The organism is Trichocoleus sp. DQ-A2 (assembly GCF_039961915.1).
Lineage (GTDB): Bacteria > Cyanobacteriota > Cyanobacteriia > Cyanobacteriales > FACHB-T130 > FACHB-T130.
Window position 1 is genome coordinate 223,654 of the sequence record NZ_JAMPKD010000008.1, and the last position, 16,540, is coordinate 240,193.

Below are 16,540 nucleotides of genomic sequence, written 5' to 3' on the forward strand. Positions count from 1 at the left end.
GTGCTGATTTAAGGAGCCATGAAGATGGCTCCTTTTTTCTTCTGAATGGAGCCGAATGAGTAGGTTGTGGGGGAATGCAGGAGCGATCGCTATTTTCTCGAAATAATAATCCACACCGCATGAATGATTCCGGGAAAATAACCTAGAAAAGTCAAGACGAGATTGATCCAAAAGTCTCTTCCAAAGCCAACTTGCAAGAAAACGCCCAGCGGTGGCACAAAAATAGCGATCAGGATACGGAAGAAATCCATAAAAACACCTTTTGAGAATTAATGGGAATATTTTCTAGGATCTCATTGATTTGGGGAATTCTTCTCCCTATTCCGATAGAACTGTCAATCTATCGGTGAGTAGATAAAACAACTTTACTGTTATCTTTGCTACTAAAATGCTAAAAATCTTTAATGTTTAAAAATATTAAGTCAGTCGTCAGTAGAGAGGAATTTTGGGAACGGGAATCGCGGGCGATCGCCGAGAAGCAATGGTTTGTGTGAGACTATCGGGGAAATCCTCAAAACATCAAGCTGGGCTACATATTTATCAACAAGGCAGGAACTTTTTTGGGGAAAATCAGTCTAAGATGCGATGCTGCCCCAAAGAATATGAAGTTATTCTATTAAGAAAATAAAGGCACAAATAAGCAGAGCTATTATTGCAACAAATCCGGCAAAATCTGAGCATTGCTGATATGGGTATTACTGCTGATACAGAAGCGTTGTCTAGGCGGCTAAAGGGTGCAATGGTAAATGATCTAGACCAGCAGATTGAAGATTCCCTACAGCGGCTTGAGCATCTGTGGCAATGTGCTGGAAAGTTACCGATGTCTCACCAGGAGCCGCTCGTGGATGCTCTGAAAAAACTATCGACCCAGCTGCAAGAAATGCAGGCCGTCATTGAGCAACTGCGCCAACAAATTCAGCAAGAATTTGCTAACAAAAATCACGCAGGACTCAAAGAACAGCAGCGTTCCCCAACCGAAGGTGAGTTTATTTTCCTTTCCACTCACCAAAAAGCTTTACAAGCAATCGAGCCTGCTTATAGCAACTCAGAGGTGGTTTCCCAGGGAAAGGGGATTGGCTTTTTGGTGACAAATCCAGAAGCCGTAATTTTATCAGCCAACCGGACTAGCGGTGAGTGGCTCGAAAGCGTTCAAGAAAGCTTAGTCGGTAAGGCGCTGGTGGAGTTCGTGGTCACGGATGCTCGTGACGACTTTCAGACTCAGCTCAGCGCCCTACAACAGGGATTTGTTGTCAATAACTGGGAAATCTGCCTGCAAACAAGGCAGGGTAGGACATTTAAGGCTATCGTCACTGTCGAGCCAGTGCAAGAGCCGCAACATCTGCAAGTCGTAGGTTTGCGCTGGCTGCTGCAACAAATGCTTCCGTGTCAAGCCGAGCGGGTAGTAGATTTTTCGGGGACAAATTGGGAGTGCGCCGATAGGGATCTAGAAAATCAGGTTGAGGGAAAAATTGCCCAAAATGATAGCGGGGTAAGGGATACGAGGTTGCAAAAAACGCTGTACGAGCAACCCCACGACCGGCTCAATCGCGATCGCACAATCCACTTGCAACAGATCCTTGACTTTGAAGCAATGCTTAAACGCATTACTGACAAAGTTCGTGATAGCCTCGACGAAAACCATATTTTGCAAACGGCTGTCGAAGAATTAACGTTAGTGTTGGGGATTGAAGGCTGCGATACAGCTTTATACGATGCCAATCAAACCACGGCAACAATCGCTCACGAATACACCCAAGGATTGCCATCGGCACTAGGAAAAGTCGTCACAATTTCTGACCTTTTTCAAGACGATGCTCAATTACTGAAAGGTCAGTATTTCCAGTTTTGTTACCTAATCCCTGAGATTCGAGGATCGGTGGCTATCCTAGCTTGTCCGATTTTTGATAGCCAAGCAGTATTTGGGGATCTCTGGTTATTTAAGCGGCAGGAAGAAGCTTTCAACGAGCTAGAAATCCAGCTTGTGCAGCAAGTGGCGTCTCAATGCGCGATCGCAATTCGACAAGCTCGACTCTACCAAGCAGCACAAACGCAAGTCGCAGAACTGGAAAAGCTGAATCGCCTCAAAGATGACTTTCTCAGTACCGTTCCCCATGAATTGCGATCGCCAGTTGCCAACATGAAAATGGCGATTCAGATGTTGGGGATTGCCTTGAATAAAGACCACGGACTGTTTGCAGAACTCTCGAAGCCGCCCGCAGAAAGAAACAAAGTGGCTCGCTACTTCCATATTTTGCATAATGAATGCGAGCGAGAAACCAACTTGATCAACGATCTACTAGAGTGGCAGCGAATCAATGCAGAGATTCAGCCTTTGGTACTGACAAGCATTCAGCTAGAAGATTGGCTTCCCACAATTGTAGAAACTTTTCAAAAGCCAGCCCAAGAACGCGATCGCCACTTAGAAATTCACCTTGAGTCCGAACTGCCTCCGTTAATTTGCGATCGCACCAGTTTAGGACGCATATTCAGCGAGTTACTCAACAATGCCTGCAAGTACACGCCATCAGCCGAACGGATTGCAGTAAAAGCACGTAGCGTCGCAGATAAGATGGAAGTGAGCGTAATAAATACTGGCGTGGAAATTCCAGCCAGCGAGCGCGAACGAGTATTTGAAAAGTTTTACCGGATTCCCAACTCCGATCCCTGGAAGCAAGGCGGGACTGGCTTGGGACTGGCGCTGGTACAGAAATTGGTTGCCAATTTAGGAGGCACGATTCATCTAGAAAGTGCTGCCAATTACACTTGCTTTACAGTGTCGTTGCCGCTGAAGCCTTCGACTGTTACTGAAGCACAACCTTCCTGAGAAATGTGCCTTACCCAAGCTGACTAAACCGGCGATTATCGGTGTTTTTCCACTCCCATCGAGAGAGCAATTGATAATCTTAGATCCGTACTTTGATTTCTAGCATTTCATCCTGTTTCCAACTAAAGTCAGCCGCCACTAATTTTCGCTTTGTAGCCCAAAGTTGCGAGAACTTGGACGAGTTTCTGAGTATGATCCCCCTGAATCTCAATCGCATTTTCCTTCACTGTGCCCCCCGTGCCGCACTGAGCTTTCAACTGTTTCGCTAGGGCTTCCAGTGTTTCTGGTTTTATCTGAAAGCCACTGATTACAGTAACAGTTTTGCCCTTTCTTCCTTTCCGAGATGCCTGAACCTTGAGGTTTTGCTGATTGGGCGGTAGTTCTGGCACGGGTCGTTCTAAGGCATCTGAATTATCGGTGTTTCCGAATTCCGAGTAGATAACGCGATTTTGAGCGGGTGTTTTAGAACTGGATGCTTTGCCCTTGGAAGAAGACATAACAGTGAGTCAGGTAAAAGTTATTCAAGAACAGATTAGATCGAGGAGAAGCCGGAAATCTCTTCAAAATTTGGGCGCGAGCTTTGTCCGTGATTTATTTAGATATAGCAGCTCTCAATGAGAGTGTGAGATACATCTGGAAGAGCGCACCTATCTACCCTGTAGGGCAATTTTAGCGAATTTGTTAAATCTCGCCGCCAAAATCGAACCAGTCGCCGCCGCCGTCTTTAAATGCCACTCCAGTTCCCATCCCAACGGCTGCACCTCCCAGCCCCACTCTATCTCCGAGACACTAGAACCTTCCAGCACAGTAATTTTGTTTTGGATAAACTCATCGAAACTATAATGAAGTTTGTGTTGTAATTCCCACAATTCGCTGTGACACGTACTCCCATTTCTCCTGATTCCCAAGAAACTGCTAACGCTTCTACACAACAACCCGATGCACTAGGGCGATTTGGACGATTTGGCGGCAAGTACGTGCCGGAAACGTTGATGCCAGCGCTGAGTGAGTTGGAAGCTGCTTTTCAACAATACCGAGCTGAACCCGCTTTCCAGCAGGAACTTCAAGGATTGCTGCGGGATTATGTGGGTCGTCCCAGCCCTCTTTATTTTGCCGAACGTTTGACGGCTCACCATGCAAAGCCAGATGGTACGGGGCCACAAATTTATCTGAAGCGGGAAGATTTGAACCATACGGGTGCCCACAAAATCAACAATGCTTTGGCTCAGGTATTGTTGGCAAAGCGAATGGGCAAGCAGCGGATTATTGCAGAAACGGGTGCCGGACAGCATGGCGTCGCTACAGCTACGGTTTGCGCTCGATTTGGTCTGGATTGCGTCATTTATATGGGCGTCCAGGATATGGAACGGCAATCGCTGAATGTGTTTCGGATGCGGCTGATGGGGGCAGAGGTGCGCCCTGTGGCGGCGGGAACCGGAACGCTTAAAGATGCCACGTCAGAAGCCATTCGGGATTGGGTAACGAATGTAGAAACGACTCACTACATCTTAGGTTCGGTTGCAGGCCCTCACCCTTATCCGATGTTGGTGCGCGACTTCCATGCAGTAATTGGTCAGGAAACTCGCGCTCAAGCGATGGAGAAATGGGGCGGTTTGCCGGATATTCTCCTAGCTTGCGTCGGCGGTGGCTCAAATGCGATGGGACTCTTCTACGAGTTTGTGAAAGACCCATCAGTCCGACTGATTGGAATTGAGGCGGCTGGTGAGGGTGTTGATACCGAGAAACACGCTGCCACTCTTACCAAGGGACGGGTGGGGGTTTTACACGGGGCGATGAGCTATTTGCTGCAAGATGAGGATGGTCAAGTGGTGGAGGCGCATTCTATCAGCGCTGGTCTAGATTATCCCGGCGTTGGCCCGGAGCATAGTTATCTCAAGGATGAAGGTCGAGCTGAATATTACAGCGTGACTGACCAAGAGGCTTTGGTAGCGTTTCGGAAGTTATCGCAGCTAGAGGGAATTATTCCAGCGTTGGAAACGTCTCACGCGATCGCTTACCTGGATATTCTCTGCCCTCAACTGACTGGCAATCCCCGCATTGTCATCAACTGTTCTGGACGCGGCGATAAGGATGTGCAGACAGTTGCTAAAGTCCTGTCTCTTTAATGGCGATTAGCTCTCTTTTCAAATCGGTCATGGCTTAAGAGTAGTGAGTAATCTTTACCCACTACTCTTAATTCGTCATGAAACGAAACAAGGTGAAGTAGATTAATTAAAACCACCCTGTTTCACCCCAAAAGCGGAGACGGCTTTGAGGTGAGGTGGCGAGTGCATACATCACACTCAACTGAGAACCCCTATAGTGTTTCCATCCTCAGCGATTGGAAGAAGCCAGATTACGAAAGCGTGTAAATTGCGGATCGAATAATAGTCTCACAGTCCCTACTGGGCCATTGCGATGTTTTGCAATAATAATCTCTGCAATGCCTCGATCGGGCGTGTCATTGTTATAGTATTCATCCCGATAAAGCATGATGATTAAGTCAGCATCTTGCTCAATACTTCCACTTTCACGTAAATCTGACATCATCGGACGCTTATTGTTACGCGCTTCGACGCCGCGACTGAGCTGGGATAAGGCAATAATCGGGACGTTGAGTTCGCGGGCTAAACCTTTGAGACTTCGCGTCATTTTTGACAATTCTTGCACCCGATTGTCACTGGCTCCTTCCATTAATTGCAAGTAATCTAAGAGAATTAATCCCAATTCTCCATGCTGTTCTGCCTGGAGACGACGAGCTTGCGATCGCATCTGCATCACCGTCATATTGGGCGTGTCGTCAATGTAGATTGGCATCTCCGAGAGGGTGCCGAGGGCGTGCGAGAGTGGTTCCCACTCATTTTGACTAATTCGCCCAGCCCGCAGGCGGTTACTTTCAATTCCTGCCTCGCTAGCCAGCATTCGCTGCACCAGCTGTTCTTTGGACATTTCCAGGCTAAAAACAGCGACTGGCAATTTATGAAATTCAGCGATATTTCGAGCAATATTCAAACAGATAGCCGTTTTCCCCATAGACGGTCTTCCCGCCACGATAATCAAGTCAGAACGCTGAAAACCACCAGTCATCGCGTCAAGGTCATAGAAGCCACAGGGAAGACCGGGGAGGGCGAGATCCTGATGGCGGATTTCAATATCCTGAAACGTATTGATTAGGGTGTCGGAAATCGGTACCAGACCTTGCTGAGGGCGATCCTGGGTGAGACTAAAAACTTTCTGTTCCGCCTGGTCGAGAATCGTTTCCAGCTCGGTCGCTGTCTCATAACCTAACTGAGAAATCTCGCCACCTGCTTGAATTAACTTCCGGCGCAGGTATTTATCCATCACCAGTGCTGCATACTGGTCGATGTTGACAGCAGACACGGTGCGATCTACCAGTTGGGCTAACTTACTCTGTCCGCCCACTTTGTCAAGTTCGCTCCTGTCATACAGCCAAGTAGTGACACTCATCAAATCTGTGGGTTTGCCTTGACTGCTTAAGGCAAGGGCGGCGCGATAGATTGCCTTGTGAGCGTTAATTGAAAATGCGTCTGGCAGGAGGATATCGGCAACCCGACCAATGGCTTCCGGATCTAGTAAAATACCTCCCAAAATACTTTCTTCGGCCTCAATGTTTTGGGGGGGTAAGCGATTCGCCAAGGACGACATCGCTTCGTTACCGTTTTTGCCTTGGAAATTTAGTTCGTTAGCCATAACAAGGCCGTTCTCAGAAAGATTCAGACCATGACTATGATAACGGGGGTTAAGCGATCGCACTCCTGCTTCACTCAACCCCCTTCCCTGGCAGGAAACTATCGGTCAAACCGTTGTGGCGGTGACTCAAGTTTTCAGGCAAGGCACTCCGATTAGCTGGGCACAACCTGAATTTGCACAACTGCACTAACTTCAGGGTGTAGCTTGATCTCTGCCTTGTAGGTGCCCGTCTCACCAATATCGGGAAGACTGATCGTCCGGCGATCGATTTCCTTCCCAGTGGCTTGGAGAATGGCTGTCACCACTTCTGCACTCGTGACGGTACCGAAAATGGCATTTTCTTCACCCACCTGCTTGGCGATGGTGTAGCTGCCCACAGCTTCTATGGCAGTCTTCAGCTCAAGGCTCTGCTGTTTTTCTTCCAACAGGCGCACCCGCTCTTTTTCTTTGCGCCGTTCGACTTGCTTGAGCAAGCCAGCAGTGGCAGGGATTCCCAGTTTTTGGGGAATTAGATAATTGCGAGCATAGCCGGGAGCGACTTCAACCAAGTCACCGCTTTTTCCTAGCTTGCTGACATCTTGATTCAAAACTAATTGCACGCGCTTCGCCATAGTTTTTTTTCTGCTACAGACAAAAGAAAATTAATCGTGGGGTAGAACACTCCATACTACGAAAATATGTTGAGCGATCGCAATATAAAATCTGAATTCAGCGAATGCCTATCTGTTTGCCGGGGTACAGAATCCTAAAACCGATCTTTCATCCCCCGCAGCCGAGCAAAAGCCTGCACTGGATCTTGGCTGTTCGCTGCTGATTGCAGCGTCGGAGTGTCCCAGCGTAAAAATGGATTCGTGCGCTTTTCTACTCCTAGCTTCGATGGCACCGTTGCCTCCAAACGACTGCGGGCGTCTTTGACCTCAGCATAGCGGGATTGTAAATCTGGATTTTCCCCATCGACGGTGAGAGCAAATTGGAGGTTTTTCAGGGTGTATTCATGAGCGCACCAAACGCGGGTAGTATCCGGTAAAGCCCTGAGCTTGCTCAAGCTTGACACCATCTGAGTGGGTGAACCTTCAAACAGCCTGCCACAGCCACCGGCAAACAAGGTGTCACCACAAAATAAATCGCCCGTTTCCTCAGCAGTTGCTGGCGGGAAGTAGTAAGCAATGTGGGCGCGGGTATGTCCGGGAACAAAGAAAACTTCGCCACTTCTACCGGCAAACTCGACGCGATCGCCCTCCTGCAAAAACACCTGTTGCCCAGGAATTCTACCTTTATCCTCAGCCCCCCCATACACGCAGACATCCGGAAAGCGTTGCATCAGCTGCCGATTTCCGCCCACATGATCGCTATGATGGTGAGTATTGAAAATTGCTACCAACTGCACGTCAATTTCTTGCAAGCGTTGCAGTACCGGCTGAGCTTCAGCGGGGTCTACAACCGCTGCTATCTTCTGAGTCGGGTCATGCAGCAAAAAGATGTAGTTGTCAGAAAGTACCGGAATTCGGTCAACCTGCATTTACCACTGCCTCTGTAAGGGAGTGTCCCAATGGGACAGGACTTTATCATTTCTTAACATTATTCTTACAGAAACTTTAGACAAATGCCAACGAACGGCAAACAGATAATCTTAAATAGACAGTAGACGCCACCAAATAATCGGCGAAAATTGAGGAGTCACTAACCACCTATGGCATGGACACGAGAACGCCAGTCAAACCTACAGATTCAACAAATGGTAGACCGTATCCTGTCAGCCGGTCAGTTGACCCGAAGCGAGTATCTGCATCTGACAACGGCTATTCTTTCTGATTACCTAGTGACAGACGAAGAACGTCGCCAGCTTAATCGCATCTTTGACAATATCCAAACGGGTCATCTAAAGTTTGTTGACTAGACCTTCTTCAATTCTTTTTTAGCAGATGGGAATGCCGAACAGACACCGAACCCTACTAGCTGATTTACTTACCATTGTTTTTTCCTACATACATTTATTCCAGTTTCTTGATATTTTAACTTCACCCATTATACTGATAAAGAATGAAGTCAGTCTCTAGAAAGGATTAAATTGGTTATTTCAGCTAGACTGTACTATTACTCGCTTATTCTATGTTCAACTATCTAAATTTAACTAGAAATTTGTGGACTTACAGCAAAACAAAAAATTAAAAATTTCATTGATTGTAAGCGATCTATCCGCTAGTGGTGCAGGAAGATGGGGAGGGGCTGTTCGTACGTTTTTGCTATATGAAGCCTTAAAGAAACTTAACCATGAAGTAAAAATTTTTGGTTTTGTTTTTGGTGAAGAATCACTAGAAGTCGCTCAATCGAACATACCAATTGTTGCTATTCCTTGCGCTTATCATTCAGGTTTTATAAAAGCCGCTCAAAAACTTATAAAACAAATTGATGGAGATATTATATACGCCGTAAAACTGAAACCTACAAGTTTCGGATTATCTATCATTAAGAAAATAACAGCTCGTTGTCCTGTTATTTTAGATATAGATGACTGGGAACTCAGTTGGCATGGAGGCGAGCAATGGAAATATCGTCCCAGTTTAAAGCAATTTTATAGAGATACTTTGAAGCCTGATGGGGCATTAAGATATCCAGATCACCCTCTTTATTTGAAGTGGATGGAAAGCTTGGTATCTTATGCCGATACGATTACATTACACACTCAATTCTTGAAAGATCGCTTTGGAGGTGTATATTTACCGAATGGTAAAGATACTACTCTTTTCGATCCTAGCCAATTCGATTCTGAAGCAAGTAGAATCCGTTATGGTCTCACAGGCTACCGTATTTTAATGTTTCCAGGAGCGCCACGACCGTACAAAGGTCTTGAAGATGTCTTAGCAGCACTAGACCGGCTGAATCAGCCAGACCTTAGACTCGTAATTGTTGGGGGAAGTCCCTACGATGCCTACGATAATCAATTAATGCAACAGTGGGAGCGTTGGATTATCAAACTACCAAAATATCCAGTTTCAGAAATGCCTGCTGTGGTAGCCGCTGCCCATATTGTGGTTGTTCCCCAACGAGATACCCCTGCTGCACAGGCTCAGTTCCCGCTCAAACTAACAGATGGAATGGCAATGGCAAAACCAATTCTGTCTACTTACGTTGGCGATATTCCAGAGATTCTAGGCGGCACAGGTTATCTAGTTGCTCCTGAATCTCCAGAAGAAATTGCTGAAAAAATCCAATGGATATTCGAGCATTTAGATGAAGCAAATCAGCAGGGTATAAAAGCAAGAGAAAGATGCATATCCCACTATAGTAGCGAGACAATGGCATCTATACTATCTGATGTGATTAAAGATTTGCAACTAGTTGGCAAGGTTTAGACTATCAATCAAGTGAGGCTCGCTTCGTAGCAGAAAAGAAAGTATGTTTTCAAACTCTAATAAGTTACTTCTACAATTTGCGCTACGGTATCCTGTTCTAGTGATCGCGACAGTTGTTCTTGGCTTTTCCGGCGCTCTATTTAATGGTGTGAGTACAACCTTAATTGTGCCAGTAGTGCTGGACTTTTTAGGGCAAGATCAGCTGAATGTTAGTGGAGGCCCCCCGATCATTCGGAGAATGCTTTCTGTCTTTGACGGTTTTACTGGAGAAAATCGCCTTATAGCAATGACTGCGGCAGTATTACTAGCCATTATTCTCAAAAATGTGACTAGCTATGTAAGCTCTTTAGTCGGCAGTTATCTATCCAAATCCTTGGTCAACGATATTCGTAAAGAAGGAATTCAGCTATTGTTAGATGTCGATATTGAATTTTATGCAAAGACGAAAGTTGGAGATATTATTAATCGATTAGGACAAGAAGTTAGTCGGACTGCTGGTTCAATTCGCGTTTTAATACGGCTATTTATTACAGTAGTTACAATTTTAGTATTTGTTTGGATATTATTATTGATTTCTTGGCAACTGACCTTAGCATCTACAGTTTTGTTGATTTTAGTAACGCTGCCCAATCAATTTTATATCAACCGCTCCAAGAAATTTGGGAAAGCAGTATCAAGAGCATCAAAGGCTTATTCTAGTGCCCAACTTGAAGTTTTGACTGGGATTCGGCTTATCAAAAGTGTTAGCAATGAAGAGCAGGAATTCCAGCGACTCAACAAACTGATCAAGGAACGCGAACAAGCGGAATTACAATCGCAAGCGAACTCCGCAGCGATTGGACCCATCAACGAAGTATCGGGAATTATTGTCGTATTAGCAATTGTATTGTTAGGTCGTGCTTTATTTTTACAGCAGTTGGAGTCGCTTTCAGCAGTACTACTGACTTATCTAGTTGTCCTGTTCCGGTTACTGCCTTTTGTAAGTCAGTTAAACAGTGCCAGGGGCGAATTTGCCAACTCTGTCCCCAGCGTTGAAGTAGTGACAGATTTCTTGCGCCGGGATAACAAGCCATTGATGGTAAGTGGTGGCGTTCCTTACACCGGATTTAAAGATGAAATTCGTTTTGAGGGCGTGTCTTTTGCCTATGCGGGGAGTGACGATTTAGTCCTAAACAAGATAGATTTATGGATTCCTAAAGGGAAAACTCTTGCTTTAGTAGGAGCATCGGGGGCAGGTAAGTCAACGCTGGTCGATCTACTACCAAGATTTTACGATCCGACCGAGGGTCGCATCACGATGGATGGAAGAAATATGAAGGAATTTGACATGCACTCTCTGAGAAAAGCGATGGGCATCGTCAGTCAAGATACGTTTCTATTTAATGATTCCGTTCGCAACAACATCGCCTATGCCTGGGAGAAAGTGACTGAGGAAGAGGTGGTGGAAGCGGCTAAACGAGCAAACGCTTACGAATTTATTGTGAACTTACCCCAAGGATTTGATACAACCATTGGGGATCGGGGAGTTCTCCTATCGGGGGGACAACGACAACGGATTGCGATCGCTCGCGCACTGCTACGCAACCCAGAGATATTGATTTTAGATGAAGCCACCAGTGCCCTGGATACAGTTTCAGAGCGTTTGGTGCAACAGGCGATTGAGGAACTTTGTCGCGATCGCACAACAGTTGTAATTGCTCACCGCCTTTCCACCGTGCAGAAAGCCGATCAAATTGCCGTAATGGAAAAAGGTCGTGTTGTAGAACTCGGCACTCATGAGGAACTTTTAAAGAAAAACGGCTACTACACTCGTCTGTACTCAATGCAGTTCTCTGAAACCACTCAAAATGTTATTAAAGCTGCCGTTAATGAAGCTTTAGTCAAAACCTCTTACGAAGTTCGGTCTCGTCTGAACCCCATGATTGGTTTTCTCAAGTTAGTAGTTGATGATTTAGTAGACAGTGCAGAAGAGTCACGCGAACTGACCGAGGAAGCATACGAGTCAGCAATTCGTCTTCTCAGAACTTTAGAGTTTCTAGAAGAAAGCTCTAAAATGAAATAGCAATTATCTACCCTTATTCTTTTCAGCATTAAAGCTTTATGCGCTTTTCAATTTTTAAGCGCATCTAAAAGTTCTTGTACTGTATCTTTAACTTGAGAAGCGTCTTTTACAAATTTACAATAAGGAATTTGATAAGTCCAAGTTTGATAAAATGATTCATTTTTGTGATAGGCGTTCGCTAAAAAAACATGAGGAATGCCTAAAAGAACACAAAGAATATGCCCATGTAAACGATTCGTGACGATCAGACGATGCTGCTTAAATTGATAAACCCCATTATGCATAAATTTCCAAGATTTGCGATGTATAGAGGGTTCATACATATCTTCAAATTTGGCCGTATAGGAATGGAAATTTTGCCATATTTGTCGCGATATCCATTCCACAGGAATTATAGAGCCTTGTTGCCAACCGTCCTGTAAAATTCTGGTAATACCTGCAATAGAGGAAGTTCTAGGTGCACCTTTGTATTTATAGGAAGCCCAATCTTCGACAACCAGGTTAGGAAGTTCAAGAGAAGTTGGAGAGGAGGTTTCATTGAATTCTTTGTCCCCTCTACAATGGTAAAGAATTGAATGCTTTTGACTATAATTAGAGGATAAACCAGGTAGGTTGGCTAGTTGAAAAGCCATGTCAGGTGCTTTAAGTAGCTGACAATTATGAAAATGTTGGCTAGCTAGTTCGTAACTATAATTTTCACGGGCACATATCGTTAAGTTAGGATGAGCATTAAATACATTTGCAGCTTTCTTTAGCTTATCTAGATTAGCAAAATAAATGCTCTGTGGCATAATAATAATTGGTCTGTCTTGGTATTTAGAAACAAGACCTTCATAAAATTTTTGATAATAAGACCAAATATCTCCTAAATTGCCTCCACCATGAACGATTATAGGAGCTTTACCAACTTGCTCCTCCATTGCTAATTCAGAAAAACTCTCAATACTTGCTGCATAATTAATCTTTGTCTTTAAAACATCCTTTAGATAAAACAAAGTACCTAGCCAGATCAAATGGTCGCCAACATTGTAATGATCGGGATAGCTCAGTAAAGCACACTGTTCAAATGTTCCTAAACCTTCTAGTTGTCTGTGCAATACTTCTTTTATTTTTTCTGATGTTGATGTATCCATTTTTATACCCTCTATTTTAGTAAGTTTTCCTTAATTGAAAGCTTGATATTTGCCTAAATCCCCTACACATCTACGCCTTTAAGCTTCTCAATTTTTTCCGGTTTCATGCAAAAATCTATAATAAAGGAATACGTTTTTGTAGGGAATACTTGAGATTTGCCAGTCTAATAACTTATCACTAAGCTTTATATAAATATTTTTTAAAGGAAAATTTAACTGTGCCACTCGGCATAAACGCTCAAATCGGTCATTTTTAACACCCATATAGTGCAAGTAAGTTAGTCTTTTCTCTTGGTCGAATAAAATATGATTTTTCTCTTTAAAGTGAGGAGATGTTACACATACGCCTGTTTTATATTCAGACTTTTCGTCTAAAGTAAAATTATAAAGGTCAAATCTTTTTTTCAATGTCATATAGTTTAAGATACGTTGCTCACTCAGCCATTCCCCAAAGATTTTTACTTCATTATTGGCAAGTTCTTTGATGAAAATATCTAAATCTTTTTCATCTATAAGATTTTGTTTTGATCCCCAAAAACCAGCGCAGTGAATTCGTTCAGCAAGGGCATCTTCTGATTCATATACATCCTTAAAAACTTCAAGAAAATTGCTAATTGTACCCTTTTTTATAGCAGTTTTTCTCTGAAAATCATGCACTACAAAATCGTACTTTTCTAACTTAGAAAATACATGATCTAGCGGTTGAAAGACTAATGTATCGGAGTCAAGATATATAAACTTCTCAAAAGGTCCATCAAATGCACAATATTTCCTATGCATATTTAGAACTTCTGTCTTTTTGATTTTTATTTCAGATAGACTTGTGTAATATATTTTGTGGACTTCAGTAATAAAATTCTCCCATTTCTCTATAGATTTTTTATTTTCAAATAAGAAAACATTGTTTCTTTTAACAATTTCTTTTTCTATTAAATCTGTTTTTTCATTAAAAGGTATTATGCACACAGGTATGTTCTGACTATAGTTAGCCTTTATACTATTAAGCAAAGCAACTACCTGATCGTAAACTTTATCGTTTGCTAATAAATATATGCCGTTTTTCATGATTCTTTACCTATTTGAATTTATTGCTTGTAATGCTTATTTGCGACTTGATAACAACTCAATTCTGCGGTTGCCGTCTATTATGCCTATCAATTTACTATCAATTTATATACACAATTAGAGTTGAGATATAAAAGATTTCATGAAAGGTGATAAATATTCTTGCAGACGATTTTTGCGACGTTGCACACTGTTTATTTTAATAGCTAGGGAACGACGTTGCAAAAATGTTTGTCGGCTCCAAGCTGATGCCGTATACCAGCGTTCATAGGCTGGAACCGCTACATCTGTGAGGAAGTTGCTCCATTGTGTAACTAGCCTCGCCGGTTGTGTTTTTTCAGCACGGACTCGACCATTTTCCATCATGGCACGCCGCAACTGTTTGTCATCGCGAAGGCGCTGGAGAGCGGCGATCGCATCTTCAAGGGAAGCTACCTCTAAATAGTCTAGTTCGCTTTGGCGCTCCGCTCGGAATGCAGAATCCGTGCCTAGAATTGCTGGTACACCAGCACACCAGGCGTTAATCAACTTCGTGGCGGGTTTCCAGGTGTAGTCTTGGCGATCGAAGCTACGCACGGCTACGACTACATCGACATCACTGTAGTCGTTCCAGCGCTCAGGCTTCACTATATGCCAACTTAAACCTAAAGCCTTCAGATGCTCCTGCCACAATGGCTTCTTCAATTCATCTGCCAGGTTGTGTGTAATACCAAAATAGGCAGCATTCTCAAATCGATCGCCCCGTGAGGGATCGCGAGGAATTAACCCTGGTTGTGACCAATGCGCAATGTAGGAACTTTCTTTAAAGGTGAATTCTTCTTGAGGGTTTTGCACAACATGAAGCTGTGCGTAGGGATGTCGCTCGTAGTCTGCCTTGAAGCAAACCATCAGCAATTTTGGTTGTGGCTGTAAAGCAAATGGGAAAGAGCGCCGATGCGCTAAGACGATACCCTCAGTAGGCATTGTCCCTATTAGCTCACACGGAAAGCCATCGGCTTTAAGGCGAAGGTAAGTTTGTAGTGTCCAACAGTATATACCTTGTCCAAAACCTTGCCAGTAAGTATCGGCACTCTTTGGCATATCCTCAACCCAGTCTGACTGGGGAAGATAAAAATATATTGGCGGTAATTTATCACTCATAGCGGTAAGAAGAGGAGCAGGCGTTAGTAGAAAATTGAGGCATAGAGAATCTGCAATCAAAAAGCTTCTTTGCTTGCCTTGCCTAGACGTTTGTTAAATTGACAGTAAATAGTGCTGTTTGCACCACTGAGCTTTGTCGTTATCATCCATTTAACGGGAATTCCACGCTTCTCTAACCCGTGACACCAGTGATTTTACGGGACGGGATACCTGCGATCGCGCAATTCGGATACGATGCCGTAAATCTTTCGTTTCGACAGCTAGGTAGCGGCGCTTCAGAAATGTTTGCCGGGTCAAACTCGATGCCGTACACCAGCGTTCGTAGGCTGGAACAGCTATCTCTGTTAAAAAGCTGCGCCACCGTTCTACCAATCTTTCTGCCTTTGTTTCCTCAGCACGGACTCGACCATTTTCAATCATGGCATGACGCAATTCTTTGTCATCGCGCAGGCCTTTGAGAGCAGCGATCGCATCCTCAAGAGAAGCTACTTCCACATAGTCTAGTTTGCTCTTGCGCTCGGCTCGGAATGCCGAATCAGTACCCATAATTGCGGGTACACCAGCGTGCCATGCGTTATATAACTTAGTTGCTGGTTTCCAACTGTAATCGCCATGACGGTTAAAGTTGCGAACAGCTAGTATCGCGTCGATTTCACTGTAATCGCTCCAGCGATCGCGACTATTGACGATTTCCCATTGCAAACCTAGATCCTTGAGTTGTTCCTGCCACTCTGGCTTTCTCAATTCCCGTGCTAAATTCTCCTCACGACCCACATAGGCAACTTTCTCAAAGCGATCGCCTCGTGAGGGATCGCGGGGAATTAACCCCGGCTGAGGCCAGTACGGCATAAAGTAGCTTTCCCAAAGCTTCACCGAACGTACTACCATTTCCTCTTGCGGATTTTGCACAATATGAATCTGTGCATAGGGATGTTGCGCTCGGTCTGCCTGAATGCAAACAATCAGCACCTTCGATCCCGGTTGTAGGCTTTGTGGAAGAAAGTCCCAATGCGCCACGACAATTCCCTCTGTCGGCATGGTTCCTACCAGTTCGCACGGAAACTTATCAGCTTTGAGGCGCAGATAAGTTTGCAATGTCCAGTTGTACATTCCGCGCTTGGCATCCAACCATTGCCAGTAAGTATCAATCGTTTCCGGTATGTCACCAGGCCAGTCACTTTGGGGAATGTAAAAATAAATCGGTGGTAGCTTGTCAGTCATAAGAGTATATAGAAAACCATCCGTTATTCAG

General features: G+C 44.4%; 15 protein-coding genes. 5 read left to right on the plus strand and 10 right to left on the minus strand.

Features of this window, described 5'->3' with window-relative positions; all coding sequences use genetic code 11:
- Window positions 1-89 precede the first annotated feature (89 nt).
- Window positions 90-251, minus strand: a complete 162-nt coding sequence (locus tag NC997_RS10340) for a YqaE/Pmp3 family membrane protein (protein WP_190411249.1) — start codon at window positions 249-251, stop codon at window positions 90-92.
- 401 nt (window positions 252-652) lie between these two features.
- Between NC997_RS10340 and NC997_RS10345 the strand changes: the two genes are divergently transcribed.
- Window positions 653-2,824 carry an ATP-binding protein gene (locus NC997_RS10345; RefSeq protein ID WP_190527230.1) on the plus strand — a complete coding sequence of 724 codons (2,172 nt, stop codon included), beginning with the start codon at window positions 653-655 and terminating at the stop codon, window positions 2,822-2,824.
- 128 nt (window positions 2,825-2,952) lie between these two features.
- Here NC997_RS10345 and NC997_RS10350 read toward each other — a convergent pair whose 3' ends face one another.
- Both NC997_RS10350 and NC997_RS10355 read right to left on the minus strand, forming a co-directional pair.
- On the minus strand, window positions 2,953-3,321 hold the full coding sequence (locus NC997_RS10350) for a translation initiation factor (protein WP_190428534.1): 369 nt from the start codon (window positions 3,319-3,321) through the stop codon (window positions 2,953-2,955).
- A 150-nt stretch (window positions 3,322-3,471) separates the two neighbouring features.
- A complete protein-coding gene (locus tag NC997_RS10355) occupies window positions 3,472-3,630 on the minus strand; it encodes a hypothetical protein (RefSeq protein ID WP_190527232.1) in 159 nt (52 codons plus the stop codon).
- Between the two features lie 69 nt (window positions 3,631-3,699).
- Here NC997_RS10355 and trpB point away from each other — a divergent pair, with 69 nt between their 5' ends.
- Window positions 3,700-4,950 carry a tryptophan synthase subunit beta gene (gene trpB / locus NC997_RS10360; protein WP_190527234.1) on the plus strand — a complete coding sequence of 417 codons (1,251 nt, stop codon included), beginning with the start codon at window positions 3,700-3,702 and terminating at the stop codon, window positions 4,948-4,950.
- A gap of 208 nt (window positions 4,951-5,158) precedes the next feature.
- Here the strand turns inward: trpB and dnaB are convergent, their stop codons facing one another.
- The 3 genes from dnaB to gloB all read right to left on the minus strand — a co-directional run bounded on the left by dnaB (window position 5,159) and on the right by gloB (window position 8,054).
- Window positions 5,159-6,535: a replicative DNA helicase gene (dnaB, locus tag NC997_RS10365; protein ID WP_190411253.1), complete on the minus strand. Its 1,377-nt coding sequence runs from the start codon at window positions 6,533-6,535 to the stop codon at window positions 5,159-5,161.
- A 152-nt stretch (window positions 6,536-6,687) separates the two neighbouring features.
- Window positions 6,688-7,146: a 50S ribosomal protein L9 gene (gene rplI / locus NC997_RS10370; protein ID WP_190428532.1), complete on the minus strand. Its 459-nt coding sequence runs from the start codon at window positions 7,144-7,146 to the stop codon at window positions 6,688-6,690.
- A 134-nt stretch (window positions 7,147-7,280) separates the two neighbouring features.
- Complete coding sequence (gene gloB / locus NC997_RS10375) at window positions 7,281-8,054, minus strand: hydroxyacylglutathione hydrolase (protein WP_190527236.1); 774 nt, start codon at window positions 8,052-8,054, stop codon at window positions 7,281-7,283.
- Between the two features lie 171 nt (window positions 8,055-8,225).
- Between gloB and NC997_RS10380 the strand changes: the two genes are divergently transcribed.
- The 3 genes from NC997_RS10380 to NC997_RS10390 all read left to right on the plus strand — a co-directional run bounded on the left by NC997_RS10380 (window position 8,226) and on the right by NC997_RS10390 (window position 11,950).
- Window positions 8,226-8,432, plus strand: coding sequence for a hypothetical protein (locus tag NC997_RS10380; RefSeq protein ID WP_190411256.1), 207 nt, complete (start codon window positions 8,226-8,228; stop codon window positions 8,430-8,432).
- A 244-nt stretch (window positions 8,433-8,676) separates the two neighbouring features.
- Window positions 8,677-9,888, plus strand: coding sequence for a glycosyltransferase (locus tag NC997_RS10385; RefSeq protein ID WP_190527238.1), 1,212 nt, complete (start codon window positions 8,677-8,679; stop codon window positions 9,886-9,888).
- A gap of 43 nt (window positions 9,889-9,931) precedes the next feature.
- Window positions 9,932-11,950, plus strand: a complete 2,019-nt coding sequence (locus tag NC997_RS10390; RefSeq protein WP_190527240.1) for an ABC transporter ATP-binding protein — start codon at window positions 9,932-9,934, stop codon at window positions 11,948-11,950.
- A gap of 47 nt (window positions 11,951-11,997) precedes the next feature.
- On the opposite strand, the gene NC997_RS10395 is transcribed toward NC997_RS10390, so the two are convergent.
- From NC997_RS10395 to NC997_RS10410, 4 genes are all read right to left on the minus strand, one after another.
- Window positions 11,998-13,083 (minus strand): polysaccharide pyruvyl transferase family protein, encoded by a 1,086-nt coding sequence (locus tag NC997_RS10395; protein ID WP_190527242.1) that lies wholly within the window; start codon window positions 13,081-13,083, stop codon window positions 11,998-12,000.
- A gap of 87 nt (window positions 13,084-13,170) precedes the next feature.
- A complete protein-coding gene (locus tag NC997_RS10400; protein WP_190527244.1) occupies window positions 13,171-14,148 on the minus strand; it encodes an Npun_R2821/Npun_R2822 family protein in 978 nt (325 codons plus the stop codon).
- 117 nt (window positions 14,149-14,265) lie between these two features.
- The gene (locus NC997_RS10405; protein WP_190527246.1) at window positions 14,266-15,288 is read right to left on the minus strand and encodes a hypothetical protein; all 1,023 of its coding nucleotides are present in this window, start codon (window positions 15,286-15,288) and stop codon (window positions 14,266-14,268) included.
- 150 nt (window positions 15,289-15,438) lie between these two features.
- The gene (locus NC997_RS10410; RefSeq protein ID WP_190527249.1) at window positions 15,439-16,509 is read right to left on the minus strand and encodes a hypothetical protein; all 1,071 of its coding nucleotides are present in this window, start codon (window positions 16,507-16,509) and stop codon (window positions 15,439-15,441) included.
- Window positions 16,510-16,540 lie beyond the last annotated feature (31 nt).